Origin of the sequence: Microvirga flavescens, from assembly GCF_003290125.1 — a bacterium.
GTDB lineage: Bacteria > Pseudomonadota > Alphaproteobacteria > Rhizobiales > Beijerinckiaceae > Microvirga > Microvirga flavescens.
Window position 1 is genome coordinate 32,344 of sequence record NZ_QMKH01000005.1, and the last position, 25,442, is coordinate 57,785.

General features: G+C 61.5%; 25 protein-coding genes. 15 read left to right on the forward strand and 10 right to left on the reverse strand.

Annotated elements, in window-relative coordinates; translation table 11 throughout:
- Nucleotides 1-57 precede the first annotated feature (57 nt).
- The gene (locus DQW91_RS10990; RefSeq protein ID WP_245410989.1) at nt 58-531 is read left to right on the forward strand and encodes an META domain-containing protein; all 474 of its coding nucleotides are present in this window, start codon (nt 58-60) and stop codon (nt 529-531) included.
- A gap of 80 nt (nt 532-611) precedes the next feature.
- On the opposite strand, the gene DQW91_RS10995 is transcribed toward DQW91_RS10990, so the two are convergent.
- On the reverse strand, nt 612-2,705 hold the full coding sequence (locus tag DQW91_RS10995) for an ABC transporter ATP-binding protein/permease (RefSeq protein ID WP_112663695.1): 2,094 nt from the start codon (nt 2,703-2,705) through the stop codon (nt 612-614).
- 278 nt (nt 2,706-2,983) lie between these two features.
- Here DQW91_RS10995 and DQW91_RS11000 point away from each other — a divergent pair, with 278 nt between their 5' ends.
- The 6 genes from DQW91_RS11000 to DQW91_RS11025 all read left to right on the forward strand — a co-directional run bounded on the left by DQW91_RS11000 (nt 2,984) and on the right by DQW91_RS11025 (nt 9,709).
- Complete coding sequence (locus DQW91_RS11000; protein WP_112663696.1) at nt 2,984-4,078, forward strand: methionine ABC transporter ATP-binding protein; 1,095 nt, start codon at nt 2,984-2,986, stop codon at nt 4,076-4,078.
- A complete protein-coding gene (locus DQW91_RS11005; RefSeq protein WP_112663697.1) occupies nt 4,068-4,733 on the forward strand; it encodes a methionine ABC transporter permease in 666 nt (221 codons plus the stop codon). Before DQW91_RS11000 ends, DQW91_RS11005 begins: the two co-directional genes overlap by 11 nt.
- 29 nt (nt 4,734-4,762) lie before the next feature.
- Nucleotides 4,763-5,548 (forward strand): MetQ/NlpA family ABC transporter substrate-binding protein, encoded by a 786-nt coding sequence (locus DQW91_RS11010; protein WP_112663698.1) that lies wholly within the window; start codon nt 4,763-4,765, stop codon nt 5,546-5,548.
- 183 nt (nt 5,549-5,731) lie between these two features.
- The gene (locus tag DQW91_RS11015; RefSeq protein WP_112663699.1) at nt 5,732-7,138 is read left to right on the forward strand and encodes a M10 family metallopeptidase; all 1,407 of its coding nucleotides are present in this window, start codon (nt 5,732-5,734) and stop codon (nt 7,136-7,138) included.
- A 229-nt stretch (nt 7,139-7,367) separates the two neighbouring features.
- Nucleotides 7,368-7,679, forward strand: coding sequence for a hypothetical protein (locus tag DQW91_RS11020; RefSeq protein WP_112663700.1), 312 nt, complete (start codon nt 7,368-7,370; stop codon nt 7,677-7,679).
- Between the two features lie 140 nt (nt 7,680-7,819).
- Entirely contained in the window at nt 7,820-9,709 is a 1,890-nt protein-coding gene (locus DQW91_RS11025) for a DEAD/DEAH box helicase (RefSeq protein ID WP_112663701.1), read from the forward strand.
- 59 nt (nt 9,710-9,768) lie between these two features.
- Here the strand turns inward: DQW91_RS11025 and DQW91_RS11030 are convergent, their stop codons facing one another.
- Nucleotides 9,769-10,236, reverse strand: a complete 468-nt coding sequence (locus tag DQW91_RS11030; RefSeq protein WP_112663702.1) for a MarR family winged helix-turn-helix transcriptional regulator — start codon at nt 10,234-10,236, stop codon at nt 9,769-9,771.
- 87 nt (nt 10,237-10,323) lie between these two features.
- Here DQW91_RS11030 and DQW91_RS11035 point away from each other — a divergent pair, with 87 nt between their 5' ends.
- Both DQW91_RS11035 and gstA read left to right on the forward strand, forming a co-directional pair.
- On the forward strand, nt 10,324-10,788 hold the full coding sequence (locus tag DQW91_RS11035) for a DoxX family protein (RefSeq protein WP_198411848.1): 465 nt from the start codon (nt 10,324-10,326) through the stop codon (nt 10,786-10,788).
- Nucleotides 10,789-10,811: 23 nt separating this feature from the next.
- Nucleotides 10,812-11,429, forward strand: coding sequence for a glutathione transferase GstA (gene gstA, locus DQW91_RS11040; RefSeq protein WP_112663704.1), 618 nt, complete (start codon nt 10,812-10,814; stop codon nt 11,427-11,429).
- Between the two features lie 81 nt (nt 11,430-11,510).
- On the opposite strand, the gene DQW91_RS11045 is transcribed toward gstA, so the two are convergent.
- On the reverse strand, nt 11,511-12,587 hold the full coding sequence (locus tag DQW91_RS11045; RefSeq protein ID WP_112663705.1) for a flavodoxin family protein: 1,077 nt from the start codon (nt 12,585-12,587) through the stop codon (nt 11,511-11,513).
- A gap of 181 nt (nt 12,588-12,768) precedes the next feature.
- Here DQW91_RS11045 and DQW91_RS11050 point away from each other — a divergent pair, with 181 nt between their 5' ends.
- The 4 genes from DQW91_RS11050 (at nt 12,769) to DQW91_RS11065 (ending at nt 14,746) form a co-directional block, all read left to right on the forward strand.
- Complete coding sequence (locus DQW91_RS11050) at nt 12,769-13,149, forward strand: hypothetical protein (protein WP_112663706.1); 381 nt, start codon at nt 12,769-12,771, stop codon at nt 13,147-13,149.
- A 41-nt stretch (nt 13,150-13,190) separates the two neighbouring features.
- On the forward strand, nt 13,191-13,883 hold the full coding sequence (locus DQW91_RS11055) for a helix-turn-helix transcriptional regulator (protein WP_112663707.1): 693 nt from the start codon (nt 13,191-13,193) through the stop codon (nt 13,881-13,883).
- Between the two features lie 63 nt (nt 13,884-13,946).
- Nucleotides 13,947-14,318 carry a VOC family protein gene (locus DQW91_RS11060; protein ID WP_112663908.1) on the forward strand — a complete coding sequence of 124 codons (372 nt, stop codon included), beginning with the start codon at nt 13,947-13,949 and terminating at the stop codon, nt 14,316-14,318.
- Nucleotides 14,315-14,746, forward strand: coding sequence for an EVE domain-containing protein (locus DQW91_RS11065; RefSeq protein WP_112663708.1), 432 nt, complete (start codon nt 14,315-14,317; stop codon nt 14,744-14,746). The genes DQW91_RS11060 and DQW91_RS11065 overlap by 4 nt, the downstream gene beginning before the upstream one ends.
- Nucleotides 14,747-14,803: 57 nt before the next feature.
- Here DQW91_RS11065 and DQW91_RS17225 read toward each other — a convergent pair whose 3' ends face one another.
- The 4 genes from DQW91_RS17225 to DQW91_RS11085 form a co-directional block, all read right to left on the reverse strand.
- On the reverse strand, nt 14,804-16,480 hold the full coding sequence (locus DQW91_RS17225; protein WP_157961424.1) for a calcium-binding protein: 1,677 nt from the start codon (nt 16,478-16,480) through the stop codon (nt 14,804-14,806).
- 134 nt (nt 16,481-16,614) lie between these two features.
- Nucleotides 16,615-18,252, reverse strand: a complete 1,638-nt coding sequence (gene groL / locus DQW91_RS11075) for a chaperonin GroEL (RefSeq protein ID WP_112663710.1) — start codon at nt 18,250-18,252, stop codon at nt 16,615-16,617.
- 95 nt (nt 18,253-18,347) lie between these two features.
- Nucleotides 18,348-18,638, reverse strand: coding sequence for a co-chaperone GroES (groES, locus tag DQW91_RS11080; RefSeq protein ID WP_112663711.1), 291 nt, complete (start codon nt 18,636-18,638; stop codon nt 18,348-18,350).
- A gap of 202 nt (nt 18,639-18,840) precedes the next feature.
- The gene (locus DQW91_RS11085) at nt 18,841-19,686 is read right to left on the reverse strand and encodes a DMT family transporter (RefSeq protein WP_112663712.1); all 846 of its coding nucleotides are present in this window, start codon (nt 19,684-19,686) and stop codon (nt 18,841-18,843) included.
- 218 nt (nt 19,687-19,904) lie between these two features.
- Between DQW91_RS11085 and DQW91_RS11090 the strand changes: the two genes are divergently transcribed.
- Nucleotides 19,905-20,708: a L,D-transpeptidase gene (locus tag DQW91_RS11090; protein ID WP_112663713.1), complete on the forward strand. Its 804-nt coding sequence runs from the start codon at nt 19,905-19,907 to the stop codon at nt 20,706-20,708.
- Between the two features lie 401 nt (nt 20,709-21,109).
- Here DQW91_RS11090 and DQW91_RS11095 read toward each other — a convergent pair whose 3' ends face one another.
- Entirely contained in the window at nt 21,110-21,796 is a 687-nt protein-coding gene (locus DQW91_RS11095) for a DUF2076 domain-containing protein (RefSeq protein ID WP_112663714.1), read from the reverse strand.
- A 145-nt stretch (nt 21,797-21,941) separates the two neighbouring features.
- On the opposite strand from DQW91_RS11095, the gene DQW91_RS11100 reads away from it, so the two are divergent.
- A complete protein-coding gene (locus DQW91_RS11100; RefSeq protein ID WP_112663715.1) occupies nt 21,942-23,198 on the forward strand; it encodes a site-2 protease family protein in 1,257 nt (418 codons plus the stop codon).
- A 37-nt stretch (nt 23,199-23,235) separates the two neighbouring features.
- Here the strand turns inward: DQW91_RS11100 and DQW91_RS11105 are convergent, their stop codons facing one another.
- Together DQW91_RS11105 and DQW91_RS11110 are read right to left on the reverse strand one after the other, a co-directional pair.
- Entirely contained in the window at nt 23,236-23,826 is a 591-nt protein-coding gene (locus DQW91_RS11105; protein ID WP_157961425.1) for an NUDIX hydrolase, read from the reverse strand.
- Nucleotides 23,827-23,908: 82 nt separating this feature from the next.
- Entirely contained in the window at nt 23,909-25,408 is a 1,500-nt protein-coding gene (locus tag DQW91_RS11110; protein ID WP_112663717.1) for a chromosome partitioning protein ParA, read from the reverse strand.
- Nucleotides 25,409-25,442 lie beyond the last annotated feature (34 nt).

The following is a 25,442-nucleotide window of genomic DNA, read 5'->3' on the forward strand; positions in this document are numbered from 1 at the left end:
TGCCTCCGGGCGCGCATCCCCTTATGGTCCCGACGCTTTTCGACGATGAGGTTCCTGATGAACGCGCTTCGACTGACCGCGCTCCTTGCCACCCTGGCTGTGACTCCGGCGGCTTTTGCCCAGCAGGCCCCGATCGGCCGCGAGGCTGGCCCGGCACGCCAGCTCGAAAACAAGGTTTCAAGGCCCGGACAGAGGGCCAAGATTTTCCCGCTCGGCTCCTCCTGGCTCGCGACCAGCCTGAACGGCAAGACCTTCACGGGCGACCGGCCGAGCTTCAGCCTTGACGATCAATTGCGCGCCCGTGGCTTCGGCGGCTGCAACACCTACGCCGCGACGGCCTACCCGCTGCGCGAGCAAAACCTGGCCGTCGGCCCTCTCGCCATCACCAAGAAGTCCTGCGACAAGGGGCTGATGGAGAGCGAGCACGCCTTCTTCGTCGCCCTGCGCTCCTCCGGCCAGTGGGACATCCAGGGGGCAACCCTGGTGATCCAGACCCAATCCGGCGAGTTGCGCTTCGAGCGGATGCTCTGAGGCTCCCGAGTTTGAACGAAAAAGGGACGCCAGCCGGCGTCCCTTTTTTTGTTGGCTGTTGATCGAACCGTCAGCGTGCGTCACGCCAGTTCAGGCGCGCGCTTTTCCACGGGAGCGAAGAGCCCATCCGCCATCGGCTGCATGTCGATGCGCCGGTCATGGAAGGCCGTCAGCGTCGAACGGTGGCCGATGGAGACGATTGTCGTGCGCGGCAGACGCTCCTTCAGCATGTTGTAGATCTCGGCTTCCGTCGGCTCATCGAGCGCCGCCGTCGCCTCGTCGAGGAGTAGCCAGTCGGGCTTGGCGAGAAGGGCGCGTGCCACGGCGAGGCGTTGCTGCTCGCCGAGCGACAGACTCTGCGCCCAGGAGCGCTCCTCATCCAGCCTGTCGACCAGCGCCGGAAGCTTCGCCGCCTTGAGCGCTTCCTTGATGGCGGCATCGCTATAGGCATCGGCTGTACCGGGATAGGCCACGGCGGCGCGCAACGAGCCCATCGGGATGTAGGGCCGCTGCGGCAACAGCATCATCGTCTGCCCCTCGGGCACGAGAATGCGCCCGTGGCCGAAGGGCCAGATGCCGGAGATGGCGCGGAACAACGTGGACTTGCCCGAGCCCGACGGCCCGGTCAGCAGCGTCGTCTCGCCCTGCCGGAATGCGACCTTGTCAGCGCGCATGAGCGGCCGCCCATCCGGCAGCGACACTTCCAGCTTCTCCACACCGAGATCGCCGTTCGGCGAGGTTTCGAGTGCAACGTGCTCGCCCGCAACCCCACGATGCTGCACCGCCTGGAGCGCCGCCTCGAACGTGGTGAGACGGTCGATCACGGCCTTATAGTTCGCGATGGTGGAATACGACGTGATGAAGAAATCGAGCGCGCCCTGCACACTCGAGAACGCGCCGACCGTCTGCTGCATCTGGCCGAGCGTGATCTTGCCGATGAAGAAGTAAGGCGCGGTCAGAATATAGGGAACCACCACATTGGCCTGCCCATAGGCCGACTGAAAGATGTTCAGCCGCATGACACGCCGCACGATCTGCATGAAGTTGCGCACGATCATGTTGAAGCGGTTGCGCAACGCCTCCTGCTCCGCACGCTCGCCGTCGAGAAGAGCGACCTGCTCCGTATATTCACGCAGGCGCGCGAGCGAGAAGCGATAATCGGCCTCCACCCTCTCCTGCTGGAAGTAGAGAGCAATGAGCGGACGGCCGATGACATGCGTGAGCCATGTTCCGAGAACCGCATAGAGAATGCACACCCACACGAGCAGGCCCGGCACCGGCCAATCAGTACCAGGAAAAGTGAAGCCGCTGGACAGGGACCAGAGAATGGCGATGAACGAGACGAGCGTCGCCGATTGATTCAAAAGCCCGACCGACAAGGTATAGGTCTGATCGATATAGCCGCGCAGGTCGTCCGCGATGCGCTGATCGGGGTTATCCGCCTCACGCCCGACGAGCTGCATGCGGTAATGCGTGCCGCCGCTCAACCACTCGCGGACATAGAGGCCGTTGAGAAATGTACGCCAGCGGATGCGCAGCACATATTGCGAGACGACCTCGACGAGAGCCGTGGTGATGAACACGCTCGCGAGCGGCACGAACACGCCGAAGAGCTGATACCAGAACGCGCCAGCATTCTTCTCCTGCAGCGCATTGAACATATCGCGCCCGAAGAAGTTGAGGCGCACGTTCAGAGCGACCTGGAACAGATTGATGACGATGAGAAACGCAAGCAGCGCGCAGCCGATGGTGCCTTCCGTGGCGCGCACGGTTCCGATCAACGGAATGCGGATCTCGCTCGCCGTCGTGGAGTCGAAATAGCGGTCGGCGATCCGCATGATGGTGCGGATCACTTTGATGCGGGACACGCCGAAAATGACGAAGGCGAAGATCGTCGCGCCGACCGGCATGGAAGCGGGCGGAACATAACCATCCAGCCCCTCCGGCACGACGCCGAACGTATCGGCGAGAATGAGCAGGGCGAGCAGCACCTCCGCGCCCGCAAGCACCAGGAGGAACACCCGCAAGTATTTCGCCATGCCCCGTGACAGGAACAGCGCCAGGGCAAGCCCCAGCATCGCCACCGGCAACAGGATCGAGAACGATGCGCCGCCAAGGCGCAGGGCAAGAAGGCCGAAGCCGGCGATTGCCGAGATGAGGCTGGCCAGGAACATGGAAGTGGCACCCCTTGGGAAAAGACGTTGCTGTGCCTGTTTAGAGCATGACCTTGAGGGGTGGGAATCCGTTTTCCTCTCGGAGCGGCGCCAAACCACAGGCTTCAGAGAGGCAGGCGACAGCCTCGTGGCAAGATTGAGGACAATTTCCTCTCTTACGGAAGTTTAAGGGAAAATCGTTCTTAAAAACGCGCAATCCGATTTAAAGAACGAAAAATATTGACATAGAGAACGTTTTTGTCCATTTCTTCGCGTCTGCGAAAGGAAAGCGGCGGAGTATGAACGCACAGCTCGGAAATTTGAGCGATCCTGGGTTGCAACGGTTGGTTCCAGCGGAAGCCATCGTGCGGCTGGAGGGCGTTTCGAAGGCCTATGCGAGCCGCGACGGCACACCCGTTCCGGCTCTGGACGGCATTAACCTCGCCGTGCCGCAGGGCTCGGTTCTCGGGGTCATCGGCCGCTCCGGCGCTGGCAAGTCGACGCTGATCCGCCTCGTCAACGGGCTGGAGAAGCCGACCTCGGGCCGCGTGATTGTGGACGGCGCCGACATCGCGGCCCTGCCGGAGAGCGCGCTGCGGCACGCGCGCCGCTCCATCGGCATGATCTTCCAACACTTCAATCTCTTGTCCTCGCGCACGGCAGCCGAGAATGTCGCCCTGCCGCTCGAGGTCGCGGGCTACGACAAGGCCGCGATCCGCGCGCGTGTCGATGAGTTGCTCGCCCTCGTCGGCCTCGCCGACAAGCGCGACCGTTATCCGTCCGAATTGTCCGGCGGCCAGAAGCAGCGCGTCGGCATCGCGCGCGCGCTCGCGACGAAGCCGAAAGTGCTCCTCTCTGATGAGGCGACCTCTGCGCTTGATCCGGAAACGACGCGCTCGATCCTCGATCTTCTCTCACGCATCAACGCGGAGCTCGGCCTGACCATTCTTCTCATCACGCACGAGATGGCGGTGATCCGATCCATCGCGCGCGAAGTGGCGGTGATCGATGGCGGCCGCATCGTCGAGCAGGGCGACGTGTTCGACGTGTTCACGCGTCCGCAGCATGAGGTGACGCGCACCTTCCTCGCGGATGAAACCGGCCGCGCGCTTCCCCCTTATGTCGCTGAGCGGCTTCGCGCCGAAGCGTCTCCCGGCAGCCAGGCGGTGATCCGCATCGGCTTTCGCGGGCCGCATGCGACGGACCCGGTGCTCGCGCGTCTTGCGCGCGATCTCAATATCGAAACCAACATTCTCGCGGGCAGCGTGGATGAGATCGCAGGCCGCCCCTGCGGCACGCTCGTCGTCGGCGTACCGCAGGCGTCGCTGACGAAGACCCTCGATTTTCTGAACAAGCACGATCTCGATACGGAGGTTCTCGGCCATGTCTCCTGAGATCATTCGCCTCATTCTTGCCGCCACCGGCGAAACGCTTCTGATGGTCGCGATCTCCGGCGTGCTCGGCACGCTTTTCGGGTTGCCTCTCGGCGTGTTTCTCGCCACCAGCGGAAAAGGCGAACTCTTCGCTGCGCCGTGGGTGAACAGCGTTCTCGGCGTCATCGTCAATGCCGCGCGCTCAACGCCCTTCATCATCCTCGTTGTCGCGATCATCCCGTTCACGCGCCTGATCGCCGGCACGTCCATCGGCACCAACGCGGCCATCGTGCCGCTGACGGTGGCGGCAACGCCGTTCATCGCCCGCCTCATCGAAGGCGCGATCCGCGAGGTCGATCAAGGCCTCATCGAGGCCGCGCGCGCCTTTGGAGCGAGCCCGCTGCAGATCGTTCTGAAAGTTCTCATCCCCGAAGCGCTGCCCGGCATCGTGCTCGGCCTCACCCTCGCCGCCGTGTCGCTCATCGGTTACTCGGCGATGGTCGGCGCGGTCGGCGGCGGCGGCCTTGGCGATCTTGGAATCCGCTACGGCTATCAACGCTTCATGCCCGAGATGATGCTCGCCGTCGTGGTCGTTCTCATCATTCTCGTGCAAGCCGTGCAAAGCCTCGGCGACCGGCTCGCGCGCCGCCTCAACAAACGCATCCGTCACGCCTGAATCAAAGACATCACTCAAGGAGCAATTCGATGTCCCTGAAGAAGCTGGGCCTTGCCGCCCTTCTCTCCCTGGCAGCCCTCCCCGCCGCCGCGCAGACGCAGACCATCCGCATCGGCGCGACCCCCGGCCCGCATGCACAGATCCTCGAAGCCGTGAAGCCCATCGCCGCGCAGAAGGGCCTCGACATCAAGATCGTCGAGTTCTCCGACTACGTGGTGCCGAACGCGGCCCTCGCCTCCGGTGAGCTGGAAGCGAACTCGTTCCAGCATCAGCCCTACCTCGACAACCAGAAGGCCGATCGCGGCTACAAGATCGAGACCGTCGCCTTCACCGTGAACTTCCCGATCGGCATCTACTCGAAGAAGCACAAGGCCTTCGACGCGATCCCGGCTGGCGCGACTTTCGCGATCCCGAACGATCCGACCAATGGTGGCCGCGCGCTGCTGCTGCTGCAGGATAAGGGCCTCATCAAGCTGAAGGACGGCGTCGGCTTCAAGCCGACCGTGCTCGACATCACCGAGAACGCCAAGAAGCTGAAGTTCGTCGAGATCGACGCCGCCCAGGCGCCGCGCGTTCTCGATGACGTGGACGCCGCCGTCATCAACACCAACTACGCCACCCAGGCCGGTCTCGACCCGGTGAAGGATGCGCTGACCCGCGAGAACCCGAAGGGTCCTTACGTCAACATCATCGCCGTGCGCGCCGAGGACAAGGACAAGCCCTGGGTTAAGGTTCTCGTCGAGTCCTATCACTCTCCCGAGGTGAAGAAGTTCGTCGAGGAGAAGTTCAAGGGCGCGGTCCTGACGGGTTGGTAATTGCTTTTCCCCGTCCTCTGGGAAAACACTGGCCGGCCCTTCGGGGCCGGCCTTTTTTGTGTTCTGCAGCACAGAGCACTATTGAGTTATATCACAACATTATACTTGGCATTATAGTGTCGTTCTCTTGCCACCCTTGCCGCCCCTCGCCGTCCGGTGAAGCGCAGTCGGAGTAACTGGTCCATGGCGACCCCTTTTGTGAACAGCGTTGGCGTGGTTCGGATCTCGCCTGGCCTTTCTTCTCTCGGGCCGGCGAAGAGTCTGATTCAGGGTTACAAATGGGGTTCGTCCGAGGATGCTACCGCCGTTTCGCTCACCTGGAGCGTGCCGAAAGGGAGCGCTTATTACTCCTCCCCCTATTCCTACTTTTCCGAGTGGGACGACTGGGTCGCCTTCAGCTCGACGGAAACCAGCCGCGCCGCTCAAGCCCTGAAAGCCTGGGGCGATGTCTCCGGCGTCAGTTTATCACGCGTTGCCGATGACGCCTTCACCGTCGGCGAGATCCGCTTCACCAAAGTGAGCGAGATGAAAATCGATGCGTATGCCTACGCTTATTATCCATCCGCCTCGACGTCCTCGGGCGATGTCTGGATGGGCCCCAACTGGAATTCGGCCAAGGAAGATGTAACCCCCGGCAGCTATGACTATCTGACCCTCATCCATGAGATTGGCCACGCTCTCGGGCTCAAGCATCCGTTCGAGTCGAGCGACAACAATGCCTCGGTTGCGTCAAAGGCCTATGACAGCAACCTCCACACCGTGATGAGCTATTCAGTGAAGCCCGGTGACATGGGCACGGCCGACTACTACCCCACGACGCCGATGTATCTCGACCTCGTCGCCATCCAGTATCTTTATGGGCGCAATCCCCAGTCCAACGCCGGGAACACGAAATACACGTTCAAATCCAGTCAGAAGTACTGGCAGACCATCGACGATGCGAGCGGCAACGACACCATTACCTATGTCGGCAATGCGAGCTGCGTCATCGATCTGCGTCCCGGCAAGTTCAGCACGCTGAGCAAGACGATCACCTTCGGTGACGGCACGACCACGCGCAAGACTGTTTCCATCGGTCCCGACACCATCATCGAAACCGCGATCGGCGGCAACGGCTCCGACTCGCTCATCGGCAACAGCGCCGACAACACGCTGAAAGGCGGCCTCGGCGCCGATACGCTCAGCGGCGGCGCAGGCAGCGACAAGCTTTTCGGCGGAGCGGGCAAGGATGTGCTCCGCGGCGGAGGGGGCTCGGACATCTTCGTCTTCAACAGTGCCCCGAGCGACCGTGGGAAGAGCAGCCTCGACACTATCGCCGACTTCGATGTCGCGAGTGATGTGATTTGGCTCGACAATGCCATCTTCAGGGCTCTTGGCCGAAGTGGCAGCTTCAATGCCCCTACAGCCTTGTCCGAGGACGCTTTCTGGATCGGCACCACCGCGCATGATGCGAGTGACCGCATCATCTACAACAGCGCCAAGCGCGCTTTGTACTACGATGCGGACGGCACGGGTGGCGCCAAGGCGGTTCAGATCGCAATCCTGAAAAACAAAGCCAAGCTGACGCACGACAACTTCTTCGTGGTTTAGCGCCGCCTTTGCCGGAATCCTGCAGAGATCGCGGCCAAATCGCGCCCCTACCAGCAAATCGGAAACGAGGGCGTTGCCGAAAATCCAGGGTTTTCCATAATTTTCTGCCGGTCCGGCCCTAAACCGAACGCAATTTATGGGCCGAGGCGTCTGGTCTTTCCTCAAAGCAGGCTATAAGGCCCCCTCGACACTATATTGCTTTGGGTGCCGAGGCCCGGAAGGAAAAGCCATGTTCACACTCGAAATTGCCGGCAAGGCGATTGCCGTGACCAATGCCGATGAGGATCAAGCCCAGGAGCTCTTCACGAGCGAGGGTTTCAAGGACGATCTCGTCTCGTTCAGGAGCGAGAACAAGCCCCTCTGGGACGGCTCCGCCGCCCTGAAGGTCCGCCGCTCGTTGGAAGATGAGATCGAAGCCTTCGACGATATCCTCGATAGCGATGAGGAATTCGAGGAAGAGGAAGAAGAGGACGAGGACGGCGATGACGGGATCGACGTCGTTTTCCTTGTCGAAATCGACGAAATGGGCGATGACGCCTGACCGGGCCGGAATCCTCATCGAAACCGATCCCATTGCCAGAGCGGACCAGCGCTGACCTTATCGGCGCATCCGCTCTCTCTTTTTATTTGGGCGTGGCCGCTTGATGCCACGCTTTGAGGAGCGGCCCAGCCGCGACAGAGATGCCCTTTCCGAAAGCCAATCCCAGCCTTGAGCGCGCCCTCGCGGACAAAGGCTACAAAGAGCCCACCCCAGTTCAGGCCGCGATCCTTCAGGCCGATGCCGCGGAACGGGATCTTCTCGTCTCGGCTCAGACCGGCTCGGGCAAGACGGTCGCCTACGGGCTCGCCCTCGGCTCGACGCTCCTTGGCGATGCGGAGAGGCTGCCGCCTCCGGGGGAACCCTTGGCTCTCATCATCGCGCCGACGCGCGAATTGGCCCTGCAGGTCAACCGCGAGCTGATCTGGCTCTACGGCCCTGCCGGAGCGCGGGTTGCATCCTGCGTCGGCGGCATGGACGTGCGGCGCGAACAGCGCGCACTGGCCGACGGATGCCACATCGTCGTCGGCACGCCGGGTCGCCTGCGCGACCATCTGGAGCGCGGCCGGCTCGACACCTCGAAATTGCGCGCCGTCGTTCTCGACGAAGCGGACGAGATGCTCGATCTCGGCTTTCGCGAGGACCTCGAGTTCATTCTCGATGCGACGCCTGAAGACCGGCGGACGCTGCTGTTCTCGGCGACGATCCCGCGTAACATCGCGGCGCTTGCCAAGCGCTATCAAAAGGACGCCCTGCGCATCGACACGCTGGTGCAGAACCAGCCGCACGGCGATATCGAATATCGCGCGGTTCGCATCGCTCCCAACGAGATCGAACATGCGGTCGTGAACGTGCTGCGCTTCTTTGAAGCGCGCGGCGCGATGGTGTTCTGCTCCACGCGCGAGATGGTGCGACACCTGACGGCGAGCCTGATCGAACGTGGCTTTGCGGCGGTCGCCCTTTCCGGCGAGCTGACGCAGAACGAGCGCAGCAACGCACTGCAATCGCTCCGCGACGGACGCGCGCGGGTTTGCGTGGCGACCGACGTTGCCGCGCGCGGCATCGACCTGCCCGATCTCGGCCTCGTCGTTCACGCCGATCTGCCGAACGATCACGAGACGCTCCTGCACCGCAGTGGGCGCACCGGCCGCGCGGGCCGCAAGGGCGTCTGCGTGATGCTCGTGCCCTATACGCGCCGCCGCAAGGCCGAGCGCCTGGTGGATTCCGCCGGCGTCGACGTGACCTGGGGCGGGCCGCCTTCCGCCGACGAAATCCGTAAGGGTGACCAGGAGCGGTTGCTGAAGGAATTGAGTGTCGTCGAGGAACCGTCGGAAGACGATCTCGTCATGGCGCGCGCGCTTCTCGCGGAGCGCTCGGCGGAAGAGATTGCCTCCGCTCTGGTCCGCTTTCACCGGGCGCGCCTTCCCGCGCCTGAAGAGATGTTCGATGCGGGCACCGAGCGTGAGCGTGAGCCGCGCAACCGCAAGGACAAGCGCGAGCGGCAGGCTGAGCGCGAACGCGGCGGACCGCGCGAGCGGCGTGGCCCGTCGGATGCGGCGGATCATGGCGGATCGGAAGACATGGTCTGGTTCCGCATGGGCGTCGGGCACAACCACAATGCCGATCCGCGCTGGCTTTTGCCCATCATCTGCCGCCTCGGCCATGTGACGAAGAAGGAAGTCGGCTCGATCAAGATCTACGACCGCGAGACGAAGTTCCAGATCGCCAAATCCTTCGCGCCGCGCTTCGCCGCCGCCGTGCGCAAGGCCAACGATGAGGACATCCGCATCGAGCCGGCTGAGTTCGCCAAAGGCGCCTCCCATGAAGGCAAGAAGTGGAAGCCGAAGGGTGGCCCGCGCAAAGGCGAGGGCTTCAAGGGCGCTGGCTTCAAGGGCGGCGGCTTCAAGGATGCAGCGAAAAGCGAGGCCCCCAGAGAGGGTCGCGGGGAAGGCGACAAAGGCGGGAAGTTTTCCGGCCCCGGCAAGAAGAACAAGCGCCGCGTCGATGAAAAGCGCAAGCGTGATCAAAAATAAGCAACGAAAAGCCCCGGCAACCATCCGGGGCTTTTTTCTTTCTCAGCGGAGTGGCAACGTCACGAGCAACCGCCGCAATTCCCCACATCCTGTGTCTCCATAAGCTTCGACAAAAGTGTGCCCAATTGCTCGGCCTCCCCATCGGCAAGTTTTGCGCCGACAAAGCGCTCGATAGCGGCACCGTAGGATTTCCACATTCGCTGTTGCAGCGCACGGCCCTCCGGCGTGATCTCGATGAGCTGGCGACGCTTGTCGCCAGGATAGGGCACGCGACGGACAAGCCCTTCCGTTTCCATGCGGTCGAGAAGGCGCGAAAGATTGTATTGCTCGAACAGGATGCGTGTTTCGAGTTCGCGCGGCGTGACACGGCCATCCTTCTCACGGCGCAACTCCAGCAATACGTCATACCAGGAGAGAGGGGGAAAGCCTGCCTCCTTCAGACCGTTCTCGATGCTGGCAGCAACCTCCCGCCCCGCACGGATCAAGCGCGCCCATGCCTTGACGACAGATTCCGAGGGCTCTTGCATTTCGGCAAACCTTCTTCAGTTCATATGCAATTGCATCAAATTTGACATTCGAACGCAAGCCTATTTATAGTCCAAACACCAATGCACATGCATGGAGTTTTCACGGTGCCTTCGACGACCCCTTCCAACACCGCTTATGCCGCCCTTCTTCTGCGGGTGTCCCTCGGTGTCATGTACCTCGCTCACAGCGTCCTGCTGAAGCTGATGACCTTCACGCTGGCCGGAACGGCGCAGTACTTTCAGTCCATCGGCCTGCCGGGCTGGCTTGCCTACTTCACCTTCTTTGCCGAAATGATCGGCGGCATCCTGCTCATCCTCGGTGTGCAGAGCCGCTGGGTCGCCCTCGCACTCATTCCGATCCTGCTCGGCGCGTTCAGCGTTCATGCCGGCAACGGCTGGGTGTTCAGCGCCAATGGCGGCGGTTGGGAATATCCCCTTTACCTGATCGTCCTGTCGGTCGCTCAGGCGCTTCTGGGTGACGGCGCTCATGCTCTGAGCCCGTCCCGTCCCCTGCCCTTCGGCTCCGCCTCATCCCTTCGTCACGCCGCCTGATCTCAATCCAAAGGAGACTTTCCATGAAGCTCTACTATGCTCCCGGCGCCTGCTCGCTCGCCGTCCACATCGTCGCGCGCGAGGCGGACCTTCCCATCAGCCTCGAAAAGGTCGATCTCGCCACGAGCAAGACTGAATCGGGCGTCGACTTCAAGACGGTCAATAAAAAGGGTTATGTCCCTGCCCTGTCGCTGCCCGATGGCGACGTGATGACCGAAGTGGGTGTCCTCGTGCAGTACCTCGGCGACAGCAGCCCGGCGGCACAGCTCGTTCCCGCGAACGGCACCTTGCCGCGCTACCGTCTGCAGGAATGGCTCACCTTCATCAGCTCGGAAGTTCACAAGGGTTTCTCTCCCTTGTGGAACCCGGCCACTCCCGATGCAGCCAAGCAGGGCGCGAAGGACAAGCTCGCACAGCGCTTCGCCTATCTCGATGAGGTTCTCGCGAAGACACCTTATCTGATGGGATCGCAGTTCACGGTCGCCGACGCCTATCTCTTCACCGTCGTGAATTGGGTCAACTTCCTCGGCATCGACATTACGCCGTTCGCTAACATCAAGGCATTCCTCGAGCGTGTCAGCGCCCGTCCGAAGGTCCGTGAGGCGCTCGCCGCCGAAGGTCTGCTGCCGCAGGCCGCTTAATAAGGTCTTGGACTGCCTGAGATGACAGGGAGCGGATTTCGGGCCTGCCGAAATCCGCTTCCGCGCTTATTGAAGCAGCGCTCACTTCTCGCGGGGCGCCTTCAAGTCATGCCCGATTGCGGGATAGTTCCCCGCGCGTTGCGCAATCACAGCCTCCCGCAAGGCGCGGGCCGCATTGCGCACTTCCTCCTGTATCGCGATATCGGCATCGAGATCCGCGTGGCTTGTCGCATAGGGCTTCCAATAGCCAATATAGCGATCAAGTTCCGCCACCGGTCCGGCAGAGACAAGCTCCATGGAGCGAAGCCAGTCGGAAAGGATGCGGCGAACGTTCTCCACGCCCTCCGCATCGCCGTGGGCCACCACCGCGAAAGATCGCCCCGCAAGATGCCGGGGGTAGTCCCATCCCTCCATCTCGATTTCCTTCGCGCGCTTTGCATTCTTGCCGTGTGTGCGCGTCGGGTCCGGGTTGCCGCCATCGGCACAGACCAGCCGGTCTATCATCAGCTTCAATGATGAAGACCCGTAGTACCAGTTCACCGGCGTGACGATCATGATGCCGTGGGCTTCAACCCATTTCGGATAAATCTCGTTCATCCAATCCTGCGTCTGGCCCAAGGCGTAATTGGGATAGCAGGAGCAAGGCCAGTTGCAGAGCGCCGCGGAGGTGGAGAAGCAAGCCTTGCAGGGGTAGATGCGGCGGCCATATTCCGATGCGAGGCGGCTGAGTTCGAGAACCTCGACCTCCATGCTGTCGCCAGCAAGAACGTCATGCGCCAATTCCGCCAGACGATAGCTTTTCGACATTTCGCCCGGGCACGTGTGCTCGCTGCGGGTGGAGGCGCAGATCAGAAGAATGCGTGAAGGGCTCGCCGGATCGTCGTGGCGCCGTTGCGCCTCCATGATTGCCTCGCGTGCGCGAAGCCAATCGTTGGCAAGTGCAAAATCGGGATCGGCAAAACCCGGCCCCGCCTTTCGTGTCCGTGGGCTCTTTCGATATTGATGATAGGCGTCCCACGCGGCCGCCGCGATCCGGTCGAGTTCGACCTTCAGAGCGTCAAAGGCCTGATCCTGAAACTGCAGAAAAAAGCGTGCGCGAAACTCCTCTTCGCTCAAGATGGGATCAGGCGTTCCCCGGCGAGGCTCGAGATCGGTCATGTGCGGCCCCTTTTGCAAGCGAAGCTATTCGCCTGAGGCAACGGCGTCGCAAGGCCATCAGTTCCAGTAAACGGCAGGGCCCCGGGCAACGACGTCGGAAAACCGCGCTACTGTTCAAAACGGTTCCGCGCTGTAGAAATGAAGACGGAGCGATCTTGCGGAAACCTTCAAGGAGCATGCCATGAGAACCAGGGCTGAACGTGTCGCGGCGGTCATCATGGGGCTCTGCGGCGTCGCCGCGATCGTGGCCTTTGCATCATCGATCGCCTCGATCGGCCATTTCGAACCGGACAGGGCCCTTCCGGAAGCGTGGCGCAGCCTCGGCTTCCTTGTCTTTGCCGGATTGTTTCTGCTGCTCGCTGTTTATCCGCGCCGCGTACCCGGCTTGTGGGAGCTGGCCTTCCTGCACAAGGCGGGCATGGTCATCGTCGCCACGTTCGTTGTTGGGCTCTCGCACGCGCAGGCGCAGGCGGTCGCCCTTGTGGACGGCATTCTCGCCGTATTGATCTTTGTCAGCTACATGCTCGCGCGCGGCTACGAGGCCTGGCGCGCCAGAGTTTGACGTGACAATCATGCCTCAGCAACGCCAGGAGATGTAAAGCCATGTCGCGCGCCAAGCGCCTGCTCGATCTCCTTCAAATCCTGCGCCGCCATCGTCATCCGGTGCGCGGCCAAGATCTCGCGCGGGAACTCGGCATCAGCATCCGCACCCTTTACCGCGACATCCAGAGCCTGCAAGCGCAAGGGGCCATGATCGAAGGCGAAGCGGGCATCGGCTACGTGCTGCGCCCCGGCTTCATGCTGCCGCCGCTGATGTTCTCTCACGAAGAAATCGAGGCGCTTGTTCTCGGTTCGCGCTGGGTTGCGGAGCGGGGCGATCACCATCTCGCCGCTGCCGCACACGAAGCGTTGACGAAGATCACCGCCGTTCTTCCGGCCGCCCTTCGCGAGGATGCTGACGCTTCTACACTGCTCGTCGGACCAGGCCGCCCGATTGCGGGCGGCGACACCGATCTCGCAACCATCCGCAAGGCGATCCGCGCAGAGCGCAAGATGGAGATCCTCTATGCGGACCGCAACACATCAGAAACAAAGCGCACCGTGTGGCCGTTCGCCATCGGCTTTTTCGATCAGGTTCGCGTCGTCGTCGCATGGTGCGAACTCAGAAGCGGCTTTCGGCATTTCAGAACCGACCGCATCTCGGCCCTGACCTTGAGCGACACACGCTATCCGCGCAGGCGGCTTGCGCTCTTGAAGGAATGGCGCGTGGCGGAGGGTATCGAACCGCGCGTGTAAGGCTCCTGCCAGAAACTGACACTGCGCGAAGATATGGATCTCTCCTCAACGGGAGAACACCTCATGTCCGACTTCAATTTCACCCTTCTTTACGTCGACAACCCCGAGCGTAGCGCTGCGTTCTATGCCGACCTTCTTGATCTGGTACCTGTCGAAGCCTCGCCGACCTTCGCCATGTTCGTGATGAAGTCGGGCTCTCGGTTGGGGTTATGGTCACGCCACCATGTAAAGCCTGCGGCCGTCGTGACGGGCGGCGGCGGTGAACTGGTCTGCGCTCTCGACAATGAAAATGCCGTCCGCGCGCGCCACGCCGATTGGGTCAATCGGGGACTTGAGATCGCGCAGGCCCCGACCGAGCTGGATTTCGGCTTGACCTTCGTGGCTCTCGATCCGGACGGACACCGCCTGCGCATCTATTCGCCGTTAGCGTCGTGACCGGCGCGTGGATCGCGGTGGCCTCGGCGGAGCACGTCCGCCGGGGGCGTGAAGGTGGCTTCATGCAAGTCTGCCACGGCAAGGCAGCGCCCCTGCGGCGCATCCGTTCCGGCGATTGCGTGATTTATTATTCGCCGACCAAGACATTCGGCGGAAAGGACAAGCTGCAAGCCTTCACAGCTATCGGCCATGTCCGCGAGGGTGATCCTTATCAGGTCGAGATGGGAGAGAACTTCCGGCCCTTCCGCAAAGACGTCGCGTGGCTTGAAGCCTCCGATGCGCCAATAGAGCTGCTTCTCGACAAGCTCGCGTTCACGATGGGCGTGAAAAACTGGGGCTACAATTTCCGCTTCGGTCTTTTCCCCATCAGCGATCATGATCGCGAGATCATCGGACATGCGATGAAAGTCGAAGAGCATGTGAAATAAAAAGGCCCCGGATCGCTCCGGGGCCTTTTTGCTGAGCATCACGAGAGATCGCAGCCGTCAAACGATGAAAAAGTCATTCGCCTCCAGCAGCGTCTTTGCCTCCAGCTGCGCGAACTTGATCGCGCCATATTTCTTGCCCGTGCCGTCCGCATCGTAATACAGGGCGCCCGTCTTATCGTCGAAGATGATGCGGTCGCTCTTGTCGTGAGCTTTTGCGCCGACCCAGAACGCATCCTTCGAGAGAATGCCTTTCTGTAGCTTGCTGAAGATCGCCTTCGACAATTTAATCGAGTCATCGGCGTGCGTGAAATCCGTGATCCGATCCACGTTCTTGGAACCGAGCTTGCTGTTGAACACGAACGTGTCCTGCCCTTCGTCACCAGTCAGCCGATCATTGCCCAAGCCGCCGTTCAGAAGGTCGTGCCCCTTGCCGCCGACGAACGTATCCGCCTTTTTACCGCCTTTGAACGTGAGGTTCTTGGCCATTGTTTTTACCGGCGGCGTATCCGTCGTTGTGGGTGTGGCGGGCGTCTCGGCAGGCTTGCTCGGCGTAACCGGCCCAACCGGCGGCACAGGCGGGAGCGTATAAATCCGGTCGCTGAAGAGCGCGAACTCCACGCCACCGAGATAGTCGGCACCATCACCTGAAGTCCGATTGTCGGTGATCTTTATTCCGGCTCCAGCGACAACAGTGATGGTGTAATCAGAGAACTTGCCGGTGAACACCGCTGTGTCAGAGCCTGCGCCGCCAACGAGGAGATCATTGCCCGCTCCACCGCTCAGCAGGTCATCGCCATCATAGCCATCGAGAGTATCGTTGCCGCCGTTACCGATGAGGGTGTTTGCGGCATCATTGCCGATGAAGCGATCATCGGCGTCACCACCGACAAGATTCTCGACATTCCGCAGTGTCATTTGACTGCCTGCGCCGACAACCTGCTTATCGGTGATCCTCAGATCGACGGCATGCTTGTCGTTAATGCCAGCCCAATCATAGCTCAGAAGCAGGGTGTCTATGCCCGCGCCACCATCAAAAAAGTCCTCGCCCAAACCTACGAAAACCGTTTCCGAGCCATCGCCGCCATAAGCAACATCGTCGCCTCTGCCCAGATAAAGATCGCCCGTTAGGGTCCCTCCGCGCCCATCATAGATGTCATTGGCATCGCCTAGAAAAACGCGACCTTCGAGCCGCCCTTTATTGGTGATGACGTTCTCGCCAAGACGATTTCCATAGATCGCCGTATACTCACCTCGGATAAGCCCTGTATTGTTAAGCACAAGAGAGCCGAACTCAGACCAGCTCTCGTCCTGAATGCCTGCTCCGCCGACAATCTGGCCGGAATTATTGATGATGCTGTAGCCACCGCCAAGCGTGATGCCGTAAAGGACTGCTTCGATAGTACCGGCATTGGTCAGGACACTAGGCCTGCTGGAATCGGGATCAGGGCCCGTGTATATACCGTCTTCCCCGCCGTGGACGGTTCCCGTCGCACCGATGATGATGGTGCCATGGAGCACGATGCCGTACCCATGCTCGCTATGAACACGTCCGTTGATAAGCAGGGTGTTGTTAAAGTCGTGCCCCCAGATTCCCCAGGCCCACCTGCCATAGGCAACAAGCTCGGCACCCTCGGCGAGAACTAACGTATCGCCCTCATAGAGCTCGAAAGCGTTCTCGAGATCCCCGTATTTGGGCGGCACTGGACGAGACGGATCGATTACATAAACAGGCATAACTTCCCCCACATAGTTATGCTTTGTTATAACATATTATGTAATTTCGCAACTATACCTTGCGCAGAACGACAAAAAGCCCCGGAGTTTCCTCCGGGGCTTCTTTATTCTTCAGGCTATAGCGCCTGGACTTCTTAGAAGTCCATGCCGCCCATGCCGCCGCCCGGCATTGCCGGAGCCGCTTCCTTCCTCGGAAGCTCGGCGACCATCGCTTCGGTCGTGACCAGGAGCCCGGCTACCGAAGCTGCATCCTGCAGAGCCGTGCGGACGACCTTCGCCGGATCGACGATACCAGCCTTCAGCATGTCCACGAACTCTTCGGTCTGGGCGTTGAAGCCAAAGGTCTGCGACGAGCTGTTGTCGTTGATCTTGCCAACAACGATCGAGCCTTCGACGCCCGCGTTCTCGGCGATCTGACGGATCGGAGCCTCAAGCGCACGCAGGACGATGTTGATGCCTGCCTTCACGTCGGCGTTGTCGGTCTTGAGCTTCGAAACCGCAGCCTTGGCGCGCAAGAGAGCCGTGCCGCCGCCGGGAACGATGCCTTCTTCGACAGCCGCGCGGGTCGCATTGAGAGCATCGTCGACGCGATCCTTCTTCTCCTTGACTTCGACTTCCGTCGCGCCGCCGACGCGGATCACCGCGACGCCGCCAGCGAGCTTGGCAAGACGCTCCTGGAGCTTCTCGCGGTCGTAGTCCGAAGAGGTCTCTTCGATCTGAGCCTTGATCTGATTGACGCGGGCCTCGATGTCCTTCTTCTTGCCGGCGCCGTCGATGATCGTGGTGTTTTCCTTCTCGATGCGGACGCGCTTGGCGCGGCCCAGCATGTTGAGGGTCACGCTCTCGAGCTTGATGCCGAGATCTTCGGAGATCGTCTGACCGGCGGTGAGGATCGCGATGTCCTCGAGCATGGCCTTGCGGCGGTCACCGAAGCCCGGAGCCTTGACCGCTGCGATCTTGAGGCCGCCACGCAGCTTGTTGACGACGAGGGTCGCGAGAGCCTCACCTTCAACGTCCTCAGCGATGATGAGGAGCGGCTTGCCCGTCTGCACCACGGCCTCGAGGATCGGGAGCATGGACTGGAGCGAGGAGAGCTTCTTCTCGTGAATGAGGATGTAGGGGTCCTCGAGCTCGGCAACCATCTTCTCCGCGTTCGTGATGAAATACGGGGAGAGGTAGCCGCGGTCGAACTGCATGCCTTCGACAACGTCGAGCTCGGTCTCGGCGGTCTTGGCTTCCTCGACGGTGATGACACCCTCGTTGCCGACCTTCTGCATGGCATGGGCGATCATCTCGCCGATGTCCTTGTCGCCGTTGGCGGAGATGGTGCCGACCTGGGCGACCTCATCCGACGACTTCACCTTCTTGGCGCGCGCCTGGATGTCCTTGACGGCCTCAGAGGCGGCGAGATCGATGCCGCGCTTCAGGTCCATCGGGTTCATGCCGGCGGCAACCGCCTTGGCGCCCTCGCGGACGATGGCCTGAGCCAGAACCGTCGCGGTGGTGGTGCCGTCACCGGCGAGGTCGTTGGTCTTCGAGGCGACCTCACGGACCATCTGCGCGCCCATGTTCTCGAACTTGTCGGCGAGCTCGATTTCCTTGGCGACGGTCACGCCGTCCTTCGTGATGCGCGGAGCGCCGAAGGACTTCTCGATCACAACATTGCGGCCCTTCGGGCCGAGGGTGACCTTCACCGCATCGGCAAGAATGTCGACGCCGCGGAGCATCTTTTCGCGGGCTTCGCCGCCGAATTTCACGTCTTTAGCAGCCATTGGCTTTATCCTTTTTCAGTCTTTCTCATCCGTGCGATGCGCCGGGCGCTTGTCGCGGGATGGTCGAGTTCCTGGAGTGGTGTTGAAGACGGCGGTTACTTGCCGATCACGCCCATGATGTCGGATTCCTTCATGATGAGGAGATCCTGGCCATCGAGCTTCACTTCCGTGCCGGACCACTTGCCGAACAGGACGCGGTCACCCTTCTTGACGTCGAGGGGAACGAGCTTGCCGTTCTCGTCGCGAGCGCCGGAGCCGACGGCGACGATTTCGCCCTCTTGCGGCTTCTCCTTGGCGGTATCCGGAATGATGATGCCGCCCTTCGTCTTCTCTTCGCTATCCAGGCGACGGACGACGACGCGGTCGTGCAGCGGACGGAATTTCATGAAATTTCCTCTTTGACAAATGGCACGGCCACCCATGGCCGTGTCCAGTTCCCTGACGTGTTAGCACTGTCACAAGGCGAGTGCTAACCCCTGCCGCGAGATAAGGAGCCCCCCCTGGTGAGTCAAGGCTTTGGGGCGAAGAGGATGAACGAAAAACTGCCCTTCCCGGCGCGGCGGAAATTATCTCTTTCTTATGAGCTATTTAGCGCCGCGATGTGATGATGGTCGCCACGACGATGAGGGCCCCGCCGCCCATCGTCGCCCAGCTTGGAATCTCGCTGAACACGCCGTAGCCGACGAGCGCCGCCCAGATCAGCGCCGTGTATTCCAGGGGCGCGAGGCGGGCGGCCGGCGCCTTGGCGTAGGCGCTCGCCATCAGGATATGGCCCGAGACGCCGAGCGCACCCATCGCAAGGAACCAGCCGAGATCGGGCCAGTGCAGCGGCTGCCAGACATAGAAGGCGAAGGGCGCGGACAGGATCATCGGCCCGACGGTCTGGAAAAAGACGATATGGATGAACTTGTCGCGCTGCGCCCGCTGGCGCAGCAGCACGACGCTGAAGGCGTAAGTGACCGCCGAGAGAAGCGCGGCCGCCACGCCCTCCCAGGAGCGCGCCGCGTTCGCCTCACCGGTCTGGCCGAACACGACGATGAGCGTGCCGGCAAAGCCCACGGCCAGCGCGCCGACGATGCGTCCATCGACTCGCTCCCGCAACAGGACGAGGCCGAGGAAGGCGATGAACATCGGCGCGAGGAACGAGAGGACGAGCGTTTCCGCCAGAGGCAGCTTGCCGAGGGCATAGAAGAACGACATGGCGGTCACGACCGCGATCACCGAGCGCGTGGCGTTGGCAATCACCGTCTCGCGGGATGGGAAGCCCGGGCGCATGGCGGCGAGAACGCAGGTCGCAACGACACTCCCGCAGGCAAAGCGCAGAAACACGATCTGCAGCGTCGGGTATGACGCGTGCATGCCTTTGATGATTGCATCCATGAAAGAGAGAAGTGCGATGGATGCCGCCATCCGGGCGATGGGACCGAACTGCATGGGAGGTCTCGACGTTATCCTGAGTGCCGGTTCCAGGCTGGAACCCGCGATGAGCGAAGGTTGCTCTTACAGTATGTGCGTTGCGTCGGCATCCGGAGTTTGGCGTCCATTGACCGGAAAATGACGAAATCGGTAGCGCATTTTCCCGTTTCACGGTTCTCCGGAGCAAAAATCGCAGCCTTCGAGGAGATTTCGAGCAAAATTCGAAAGGTGCTCCGATGCGCGCGCTGCTTTCCTCCTCCGCCCTTCTTCTCTTTTCGCTGGTCGCCCCCTCCGCTTTCGCGCAGCAATATCCGTATGGAGCTTACGGCCCGCAGCGCGACATCTATGGCAATCTCGTCGTGCCCAGCGCCCAGCCGCGAGGCTATGGGGACCCGCGCTATGTGAATGGTTATGCGCGTGTGCCGCGCCCCGCCGCAATCGCACGCCCCTACCCGCAACAACCCGTCGACCCGTTAGTGGGATATCCTTACGATTCACCCGTGACGCCGCGCCCGGCCATTCCGGTCAACACGACCATCGCCACCTTGCCCGAACGGGACAACGGCTTCGATGCGGTGTCGCCCGATTATGCGATCACGCCGCAATATCAGCGTCAGACGGTCAGCTATCGCGGCAACGAGTCTCCCGGCACCATCATCATCCATACGCCCTCCCGTTACCTCTACCTCGTGCAGGAAGGCGGGCGGGCGATCCGCTACGGGATCGGCGTTGGACGCCCCGGCTTCGAATGGGCGGGGCGAAAAACCGTGAGCGCGAAGCGCGAATGGCCGGATTGGTATCCGCCCAGGGAGATGCTGAAGCGCCGCCCCGACCTGCCAACCCACATGGAAGGCGGGATCGACAATCCGCTCGGCGCACGAGCGCTCTATCTCGGCTCCACCCTCTACCGCATCCACGGCACCAACGAGCCGGACACGATCGGCCACGCCGTCTCGTCAGGTTGCATCCGCATGCTCAATCGGGATGTGATCGATCTCTACAACCGCGTCCCCGTGGGGGCTTCGGTGGTCGTGATCTGACGTTCACGGTGGCAGAGGTATCAGACAGCAGCGGCTGAACTTCGGGCAGGACATTGGACCGGAATACCCGGGGCCCCTCGTTCGTCTTTCGTACCGTAAGCGCTGGCTTTTTTGGATATTGTTTCAGCAATACCCGAACGCTCGGGGAACAAATATACAATAAAACGGAAACTCTTTTCTTGTATGATTTAGTATATCACAAGCTCCTATTCATTAATATAGCTATATGAACAACTCCATGCAATGAAATACACAATCAAAAAACCCCGTCTATTCATAGAGGTGTATATTTACGCAAGGTTGCAAGTGTCAACAATTTCAATCTTGATGCCGTTAACGACAATGCCCGCCGATGGCGGGCATTGTGAGGTCAATGTGGACAGCGGGGAGAAGCGCGGCGCTTAAGCCCACCCATCGTCGCTACCGCCGAAATCGTCGTCGTAGCTTTCCTCTTCGTCCTGGCTGGCGTTCTGGTAGAGCGAATCCGTAATGCCGGCATGTCCCGTCTCGCCACCTTGGGTTTCCTTCGCCCCCCCAAGATCAGCGAGGCCCGGCTTGTCCAGAGCGGACTGGAGGGACTGACCGGCGCCGCCGAAGGCGTGCGACAAAGCATTGGCGATCATCATGCCGCCCGCAACGCCCGCCGCGGTGCCCAGCGCGGACTGAAGAAAACCGCCTCCAACCGGGGGCCGCATCGCGCCACCCCATGGGCCGCCCTGCTGCGAGCCATACTCCGCTTGAGCCTGCGGCCTGCCCCACGGCGAGGCCTGGGGCACGGATTGCCGATAAGCCGGCTCGGGCGCACGCTGCGCGCCGCCGCCGAACAAGCCCGACAGGAAGCCGCCCTGCTGCTGCGGCCGAGCCTGTGCCTCATCGAGCGCAGCACGAAGTTGCTCGTTTTCCGCCGTCAGGTTTCCAAGGGCCTGTTCCTGCACATAAACCGCCTGCGCGAGGGCATAGGTCGCATAAGGCTGCTGGCGCACCTTGTCGGCGATGAACCGCTCGGCCTCCGGATCGCGGGGCTGGTTCGCTACCTGCTCGAGACGCCGGAAAATATCGGCGATGACCTCGCGCTCCTGATCGTTCATGGCGCAATCTCCTTTGAAATCCGGCCGCCCCTCAAGATGGGAATGGCGGAGGCGATTGCCAGGGGGCGGCGGCTCCGGCCTTACCTGTTTTGTTTGTTACAACGTTCGGGTATGAAGACGCCCTCCCGCCGAGGTCTGCCGCGATATGCCCGATCCTGATATTCTCATAGCCGTCATGCTGGTGCTTGCCCTGCTTGGCTATGTCCTGTTCGTCAACCGCCGCCGCCAGCATTATTCGGGGCAGTTCGTGCTGGATGTCCCCATCGAGGAAGCGTGGGAGCTTTTGAGCATGACGCCGGGGCGCCCCAAGCAGTGGATCCCGACGCTTCTTTCGACCGAATGGAGCAATGAGTACGAGAAGGAAGCCGTTTCGCGCTTTGAAAGCGGCCATGAATGCTACTCCCGCCTCATCGCCTCCGAAGCGCCGATGCGTGAGGAGTGTGTTGCCGTCTATCGCTGGAGGGGAGCCTCAAAGCCGGGCGATCTTCTTTACACGCGCCTTTTCCTGCAGCCCGTACCGGAAGGCACGCAAGTCCAACTGTCCTACACGGTCGAGCGCGCCGACATTGCGACGGGCTTCATTCCGCGCCTGAACTATCCCATGCTTGTGGGAAGTGTAGCGCGCCTCGTGCGCGGCTACCTCGCCAGGGAACGCGGGAACACAAAGCCCGGCGCCAATGCATCAAAGACCGGCGACCAGAAGCGCGATCTTCTCAAGCAGGTCATTCTCGCGGCTCTCTCTCTTGCGGCCATGACCTACCTGCTCGGCTTCAGCATCGGCCTTGCCGTGCTGGGTACGATCATCGTGCATGAGTATGGACATGTGTGGGCGCTGCGGCGGCATGGGCACCAGGCCCGCTTTTATCTCATCCCCTTTTTCGGAGGCATCGCCATCGGCAACCGCAGCTATGTCTCGGATGCCGAGGCTTCGGAGGTGATCTTGATGGGGCCTGCCTTCGGATTGCTCCCTCCCCTCGCCTGCCTTGGTGTTTTCGCTGCAACAGACGACGCCCTGTGGCTGAGTGCCGGCTTCGTTTCCCTTTTCGTCAACATGTTCAATCTCCTCCCCGTGCCTCCTCTCGATGGCGGGCGGCTCGTTCAGACTCTGCTGAAGCCGCTCGGGGACAAGGCGTGGTTCGGCGTGTCAGGACTGTTGATCCTGGGCGGCGCGGCGCTCGCACTGTACATGCGCTCGCAATCGTTCCTGGTCATTGTCATCATGGCAGCCGTTGCCTGGAGCGCGGCTCCAAAGCGGCCGCCTGCGATGAAAGTAATGACCCTTTCAGGCAACGCCGCTGCCCTTGCTTCCTACATCGCGTTGATCGCTTTGCATGCAGGCGCGGTCTGGTGGTGCGATCAGGTTCTCGATGGTCGTCTTCTTCGTCAGTTCGGGCTGACATGAGCCTGTGCGCCAGCTCATGCGCCGATGTTAGGGACAATCAAGAAGTCCGCAACCTGACGAGGTTGAGCAGCGTTTGCGGGGCTATGGCCTCCAGCGCTGAGAGATCGTGCCACGCGGCTCCTTGTACCTCAGCGAAATCAGGGCGCATCGCGGATGCCTCGTCGGCCCGCACGATGTAACGAAAATCGTGATGGACATGCTCCGGCTCGCCCTTCGCGGGGCGCGCGGGGATGACGTGAGAGTCGACATCGACCGGAAGCTGCGATGCCGCATGCCACGGATCGACTCTCAAACCCTTAAGCCCCGTTTCCTCCAGCGCCTCACGCAACGCGGATGCGCTCAACGTTTCCGGCACTTCGTAATGTCCGCCGGGTTGAAGCCAGCGGTTCAGGGAACGGTGATGGATGAGAAGCGTCTTCGTCCCGGTTTCATTCAAGATAATGGCCGACGTGGTGACATGCCCGGGATAGGTCTTGCGTGAATGCAGATCGTCTCCCTGCGCGAGCTGTCGGCGCAGGAGAGAATGAACCTCCGCATCGATGCGGAAAGCCTGCGCATACCCGTCGAGCGTCGATTGCAGCTGCGCGCGGAACGTCGCCGGGTCGAAAAGCGCCGAAGTCGAAGTCACAGAAAATCCCTTAACGCCGCAGAAACAGGCCGGCACGCCCCAACGAAAAAGCCCCGCTCGCGGCGGGGCTCTTGGGTTCGGCTTATTCCTTGTCCGAAGACTTGATCCGCCGCACGTTGGAATCCGCCTCTTCTTCTTCGATCAAGGAGCCATCGTCCTCCGTCGCATCGAGGCGGGTGTTCTTGCGCAGCGTGACGTACTTCTTCTGAATCTTCACGCGGCTCTCGCGGGAGATTTCAAGCGCGCCCTGAATGAGCGAGCGTTCCGCCTTCTCGTTCTGCAACTCTTCCGTCAGGCGGCGGTTGGCGGATTCGAGGGTGTTGCGCTCCTGCTCGAAGCGCTTGGTCATCTGGTCGCTGCGCTCGGACAGGTTCGAGAGCTTGTTGTCGGAGCTTTCGATCTGGAAGTCCTTGGCCGCGATGGCCTTGTTGAGCATCTCGACGCGCTCCTGCAGCTCGATGCGCGAACGCTGCAGCTCGTTGACCATGGCGACCTGACGCTCGACTTCCTGCTGCGTCGCTTCGAGGCGGCGCTCCACCGTGTTCTTCTCGATGGTGGTCTCTTTCAGACCACGCTCGACGGAACGCAGGGCCTCGTTCTTGTCGCGGAGCTGATCGCGGGTATGAGCCAGGATCTTGTCAGTCGCGGCAAGGCGCGAGTTCAGGCCTTCGATCTTCATGTCGAGGGCCGAGATATCGGTCTGGTGAGCCGAGCGCTCGGAATCGAGCTGCGTCTCGAGGCGCTGGCGCGTGACCTGCTCGCCCATGAGCTTCGTCTCGAGCTCGGAGGCGCGGGCACGGGTGCTCTCGAGCTGAGTTTCCGACTCGCTGTAACGGTTGGAAAGGCTCGACAGGCGATAGTTCTGCTCCTCGGCGACTTTCTGCAGGCGCTTGACCTCGTGGTCGAGCAGGCTGCTGCGCTCGCGAACCTCGATCAACTCGCGCTCGGCGCGGGCGACCGTCTGGTCCGCCTCCTGCGCTTCAAGCCGCAGGGCCTGGTTTTCTTCCGTAATGGTGCGGGCGCGTTCGGTCTCGATGAGAAGCTGGTTCTCGAGGTCGGCGCCGATCGCTTCCTTGTCCTTCACGGACAGGCGCAGATCCTCGATGGCGGATTCCTGCTCGCGCACCTTGGCCTCGGCCTTGCGGAGCTGCGAGACGGTCGCCGACAGATCGTCCGTCATGCGGGCATGAGACGTCGTGAGTTCGGAGACCTCGCGGCGCAGGCTGACCGTGTTGTCCGTCTCCTGCCGCAGGACCGCCTCGGTCTCGAGCAGGCGGGACTGCAATTGCGGGTAGCTCGTGATCAGGTCGAAGATCGGCTCGGTGAGAAGCGCGAAGTCCTCCTTGAGGCTGCGGATTTCTTCCAGCCGGTCGCTCAGGTTCGAGAAGCGGACGCGGATCAGCTCGTTCTTCTGGCCGATGCTGTCGAGTGCGCCGTCCGGACGCGCGAGTGCGGGCTCGGCCTTTTCCTGAACGGCAACGGCGGCGTTGGACGCGACGCCCTGGTCCGGCGCAATGGTCGCACCGCCCTCCTCGGGCTTCTTGCCGAAACGGTTTTTGAAAGACGTCCAACCGGATGTCATAGGCTCCGCCCCTTGGCGCATGAAAATTGAAACT

What these genes read in the sequence shown, in the direction of transcription:
- DQW91_RS10990 (WP_245410989.1), top strand. Translation starts at nt 58, where the DNA reads ATGAACGCGCTTCGACTGACCGCGCTCCTTGCCACCCTGGCTGTGACT.
- DQW91_RS10995 (WP_112663695.1), bottom strand. Translation starts at nt 2,705, where the DNA reads ATGTTCCTGGCCAGCCTCATCTCGGCAATCGCCGGCTTCGGCCTTCTT.
- DQW91_RS11000 (WP_112663696.1), top strand. Translation starts at nt 2,984, where the DNA reads ATGAACGCACAGCTCGGAAATTTGAGCGATCCTGGGTTGCAACGGTTG.
- DQW91_RS11005 (WP_112663697.1), top strand. Translation starts at nt 4,068, where the DNA reads ATGTCTCCTGAGATCATTCGCCTCATTCTTGCCGCCACCGGCGAAACG.
- DQW91_RS11010 (WP_112663698.1), top strand. Translation starts at nt 4,763, where the DNA reads ATGTCCCTGAAGAAGCTGGGCCTTGCCGCCCTTCTCTCCCTGGCAGCC.
- DQW91_RS11015 (WP_112663699.1), top strand. Translation starts at nt 5,732, where the DNA reads ATGGCGACCCCTTTTGTGAACAGCGTTGGCGTGGTTCGGATCTCGCCT.
- DQW91_RS11020 (WP_112663700.1), top strand. Translation starts at nt 7,368, where the DNA reads ATGTTCACACTCGAAATTGCCGGCAAGGCGATTGCCGTGACCAATGCC.
- DQW91_RS11025 (WP_112663701.1), top strand. Translation starts at nt 7,820, where the DNA reads ATGCCCTTTCCGAAAGCCAATCCCAGCCTTGAGCGCGCCCTCGCGGAC.
- DQW91_RS11030 (WP_112663702.1), bottom strand. Translation starts at nt 10,236, where the DNA reads ATGCAAGAGCCCTCGGAATCTGTCGTCAAGGCATGGGCGCGCTTGATC.
- DQW91_RS11035 (WP_198411848.1), top strand. Translation starts at nt 10,324, where the DNA reads ATGCATGGAGTTTTCACGGTGCCTTCGACGACCCCTTCCAACACCGCT.
- gstA (WP_112663704.1), top strand. Translation starts at nt 10,812, where the DNA reads ATGAAGCTCTACTATGCTCCCGGCGCCTGCTCGCTCGCCGTCCACATC.
- DQW91_RS11045 (WP_112663705.1), bottom strand. Translation starts at nt 12,587, where the DNA reads ATGACCGATCTCGAGCCTCGCCGGGGAACGCCTGATCCCATCTTGAGC.
- DQW91_RS11050 (WP_112663706.1), top strand. Translation starts at nt 12,769, where the DNA reads ATGAGAACCAGGGCTGAACGTGTCGCGGCGGTCATCATGGGGCTCTGC.
- DQW91_RS11055 (WP_112663707.1), top strand. Translation starts at nt 13,191, where the DNA reads ATGTCGCGCGCCAAGCGCCTGCTCGATCTCCTTCAAATCCTGCGCCGC.
- DQW91_RS11060 (WP_112663908.1), top strand. Translation starts at nt 13,947, where the DNA reads ATGTCCGACTTCAATTTCACCCTTCTTTACGTCGACAACCCCGAGCGT.
- DQW91_RS17225 (WP_157961424.1), bottom strand. Translation starts at nt 16,480, where the DNA reads ATGCCTGTTTATGTAATCGATCCGTCTCGTCCAGTGCCGCCCAAATAC.
- groL (WP_112663710.1), bottom strand. Translation starts at nt 18,252, where the DNA reads ATGGCTGCTAAAGACGTGAAATTCGGCGGCGAAGCCCGCGAAAAGATG.
- groES (WP_112663711.1), bottom strand. Translation starts at nt 18,638, where the DNA reads ATGAAATTCCGTCCGCTGCACGACCGCGTCGTCGTCCGTCGCCTGGAT.
- DQW91_RS11085 (WP_112663712.1), bottom strand. Translation starts at nt 19,686, where the DNA reads ATGCAGTTCGGTCCCATCGCCCGGATGGCGGCATCCATCGCACTTCTC.
- DQW91_RS11090 (WP_112663713.1), top strand. Translation starts at nt 19,905, where the DNA reads ATGCGCGCGCTGCTTTCCTCCTCCGCCCTTCTTCTCTTTTCGCTGGTC.
- DQW91_RS11095 (WP_112663714.1), bottom strand. Translation starts at nt 21,796, where the DNA reads ATGAACGATCAGGAGCGCGAGGTCATCGCCGATATTTTCCGGCGTCTC.
- DQW91_RS11100 (WP_112663715.1), top strand. Translation starts at nt 21,942, where the DNA reads ATGCCCGATCCTGATATTCTCATAGCCGTCATGCTGGTGCTTGCCCTG.
- DQW91_RS11110 (WP_112663717.1), bottom strand. Translation starts at nt 25,408, where the DNA reads ATGACATCCGGTTGGACGTCTTTCAAAAACCGTTTCGGCAAGAAGCCC.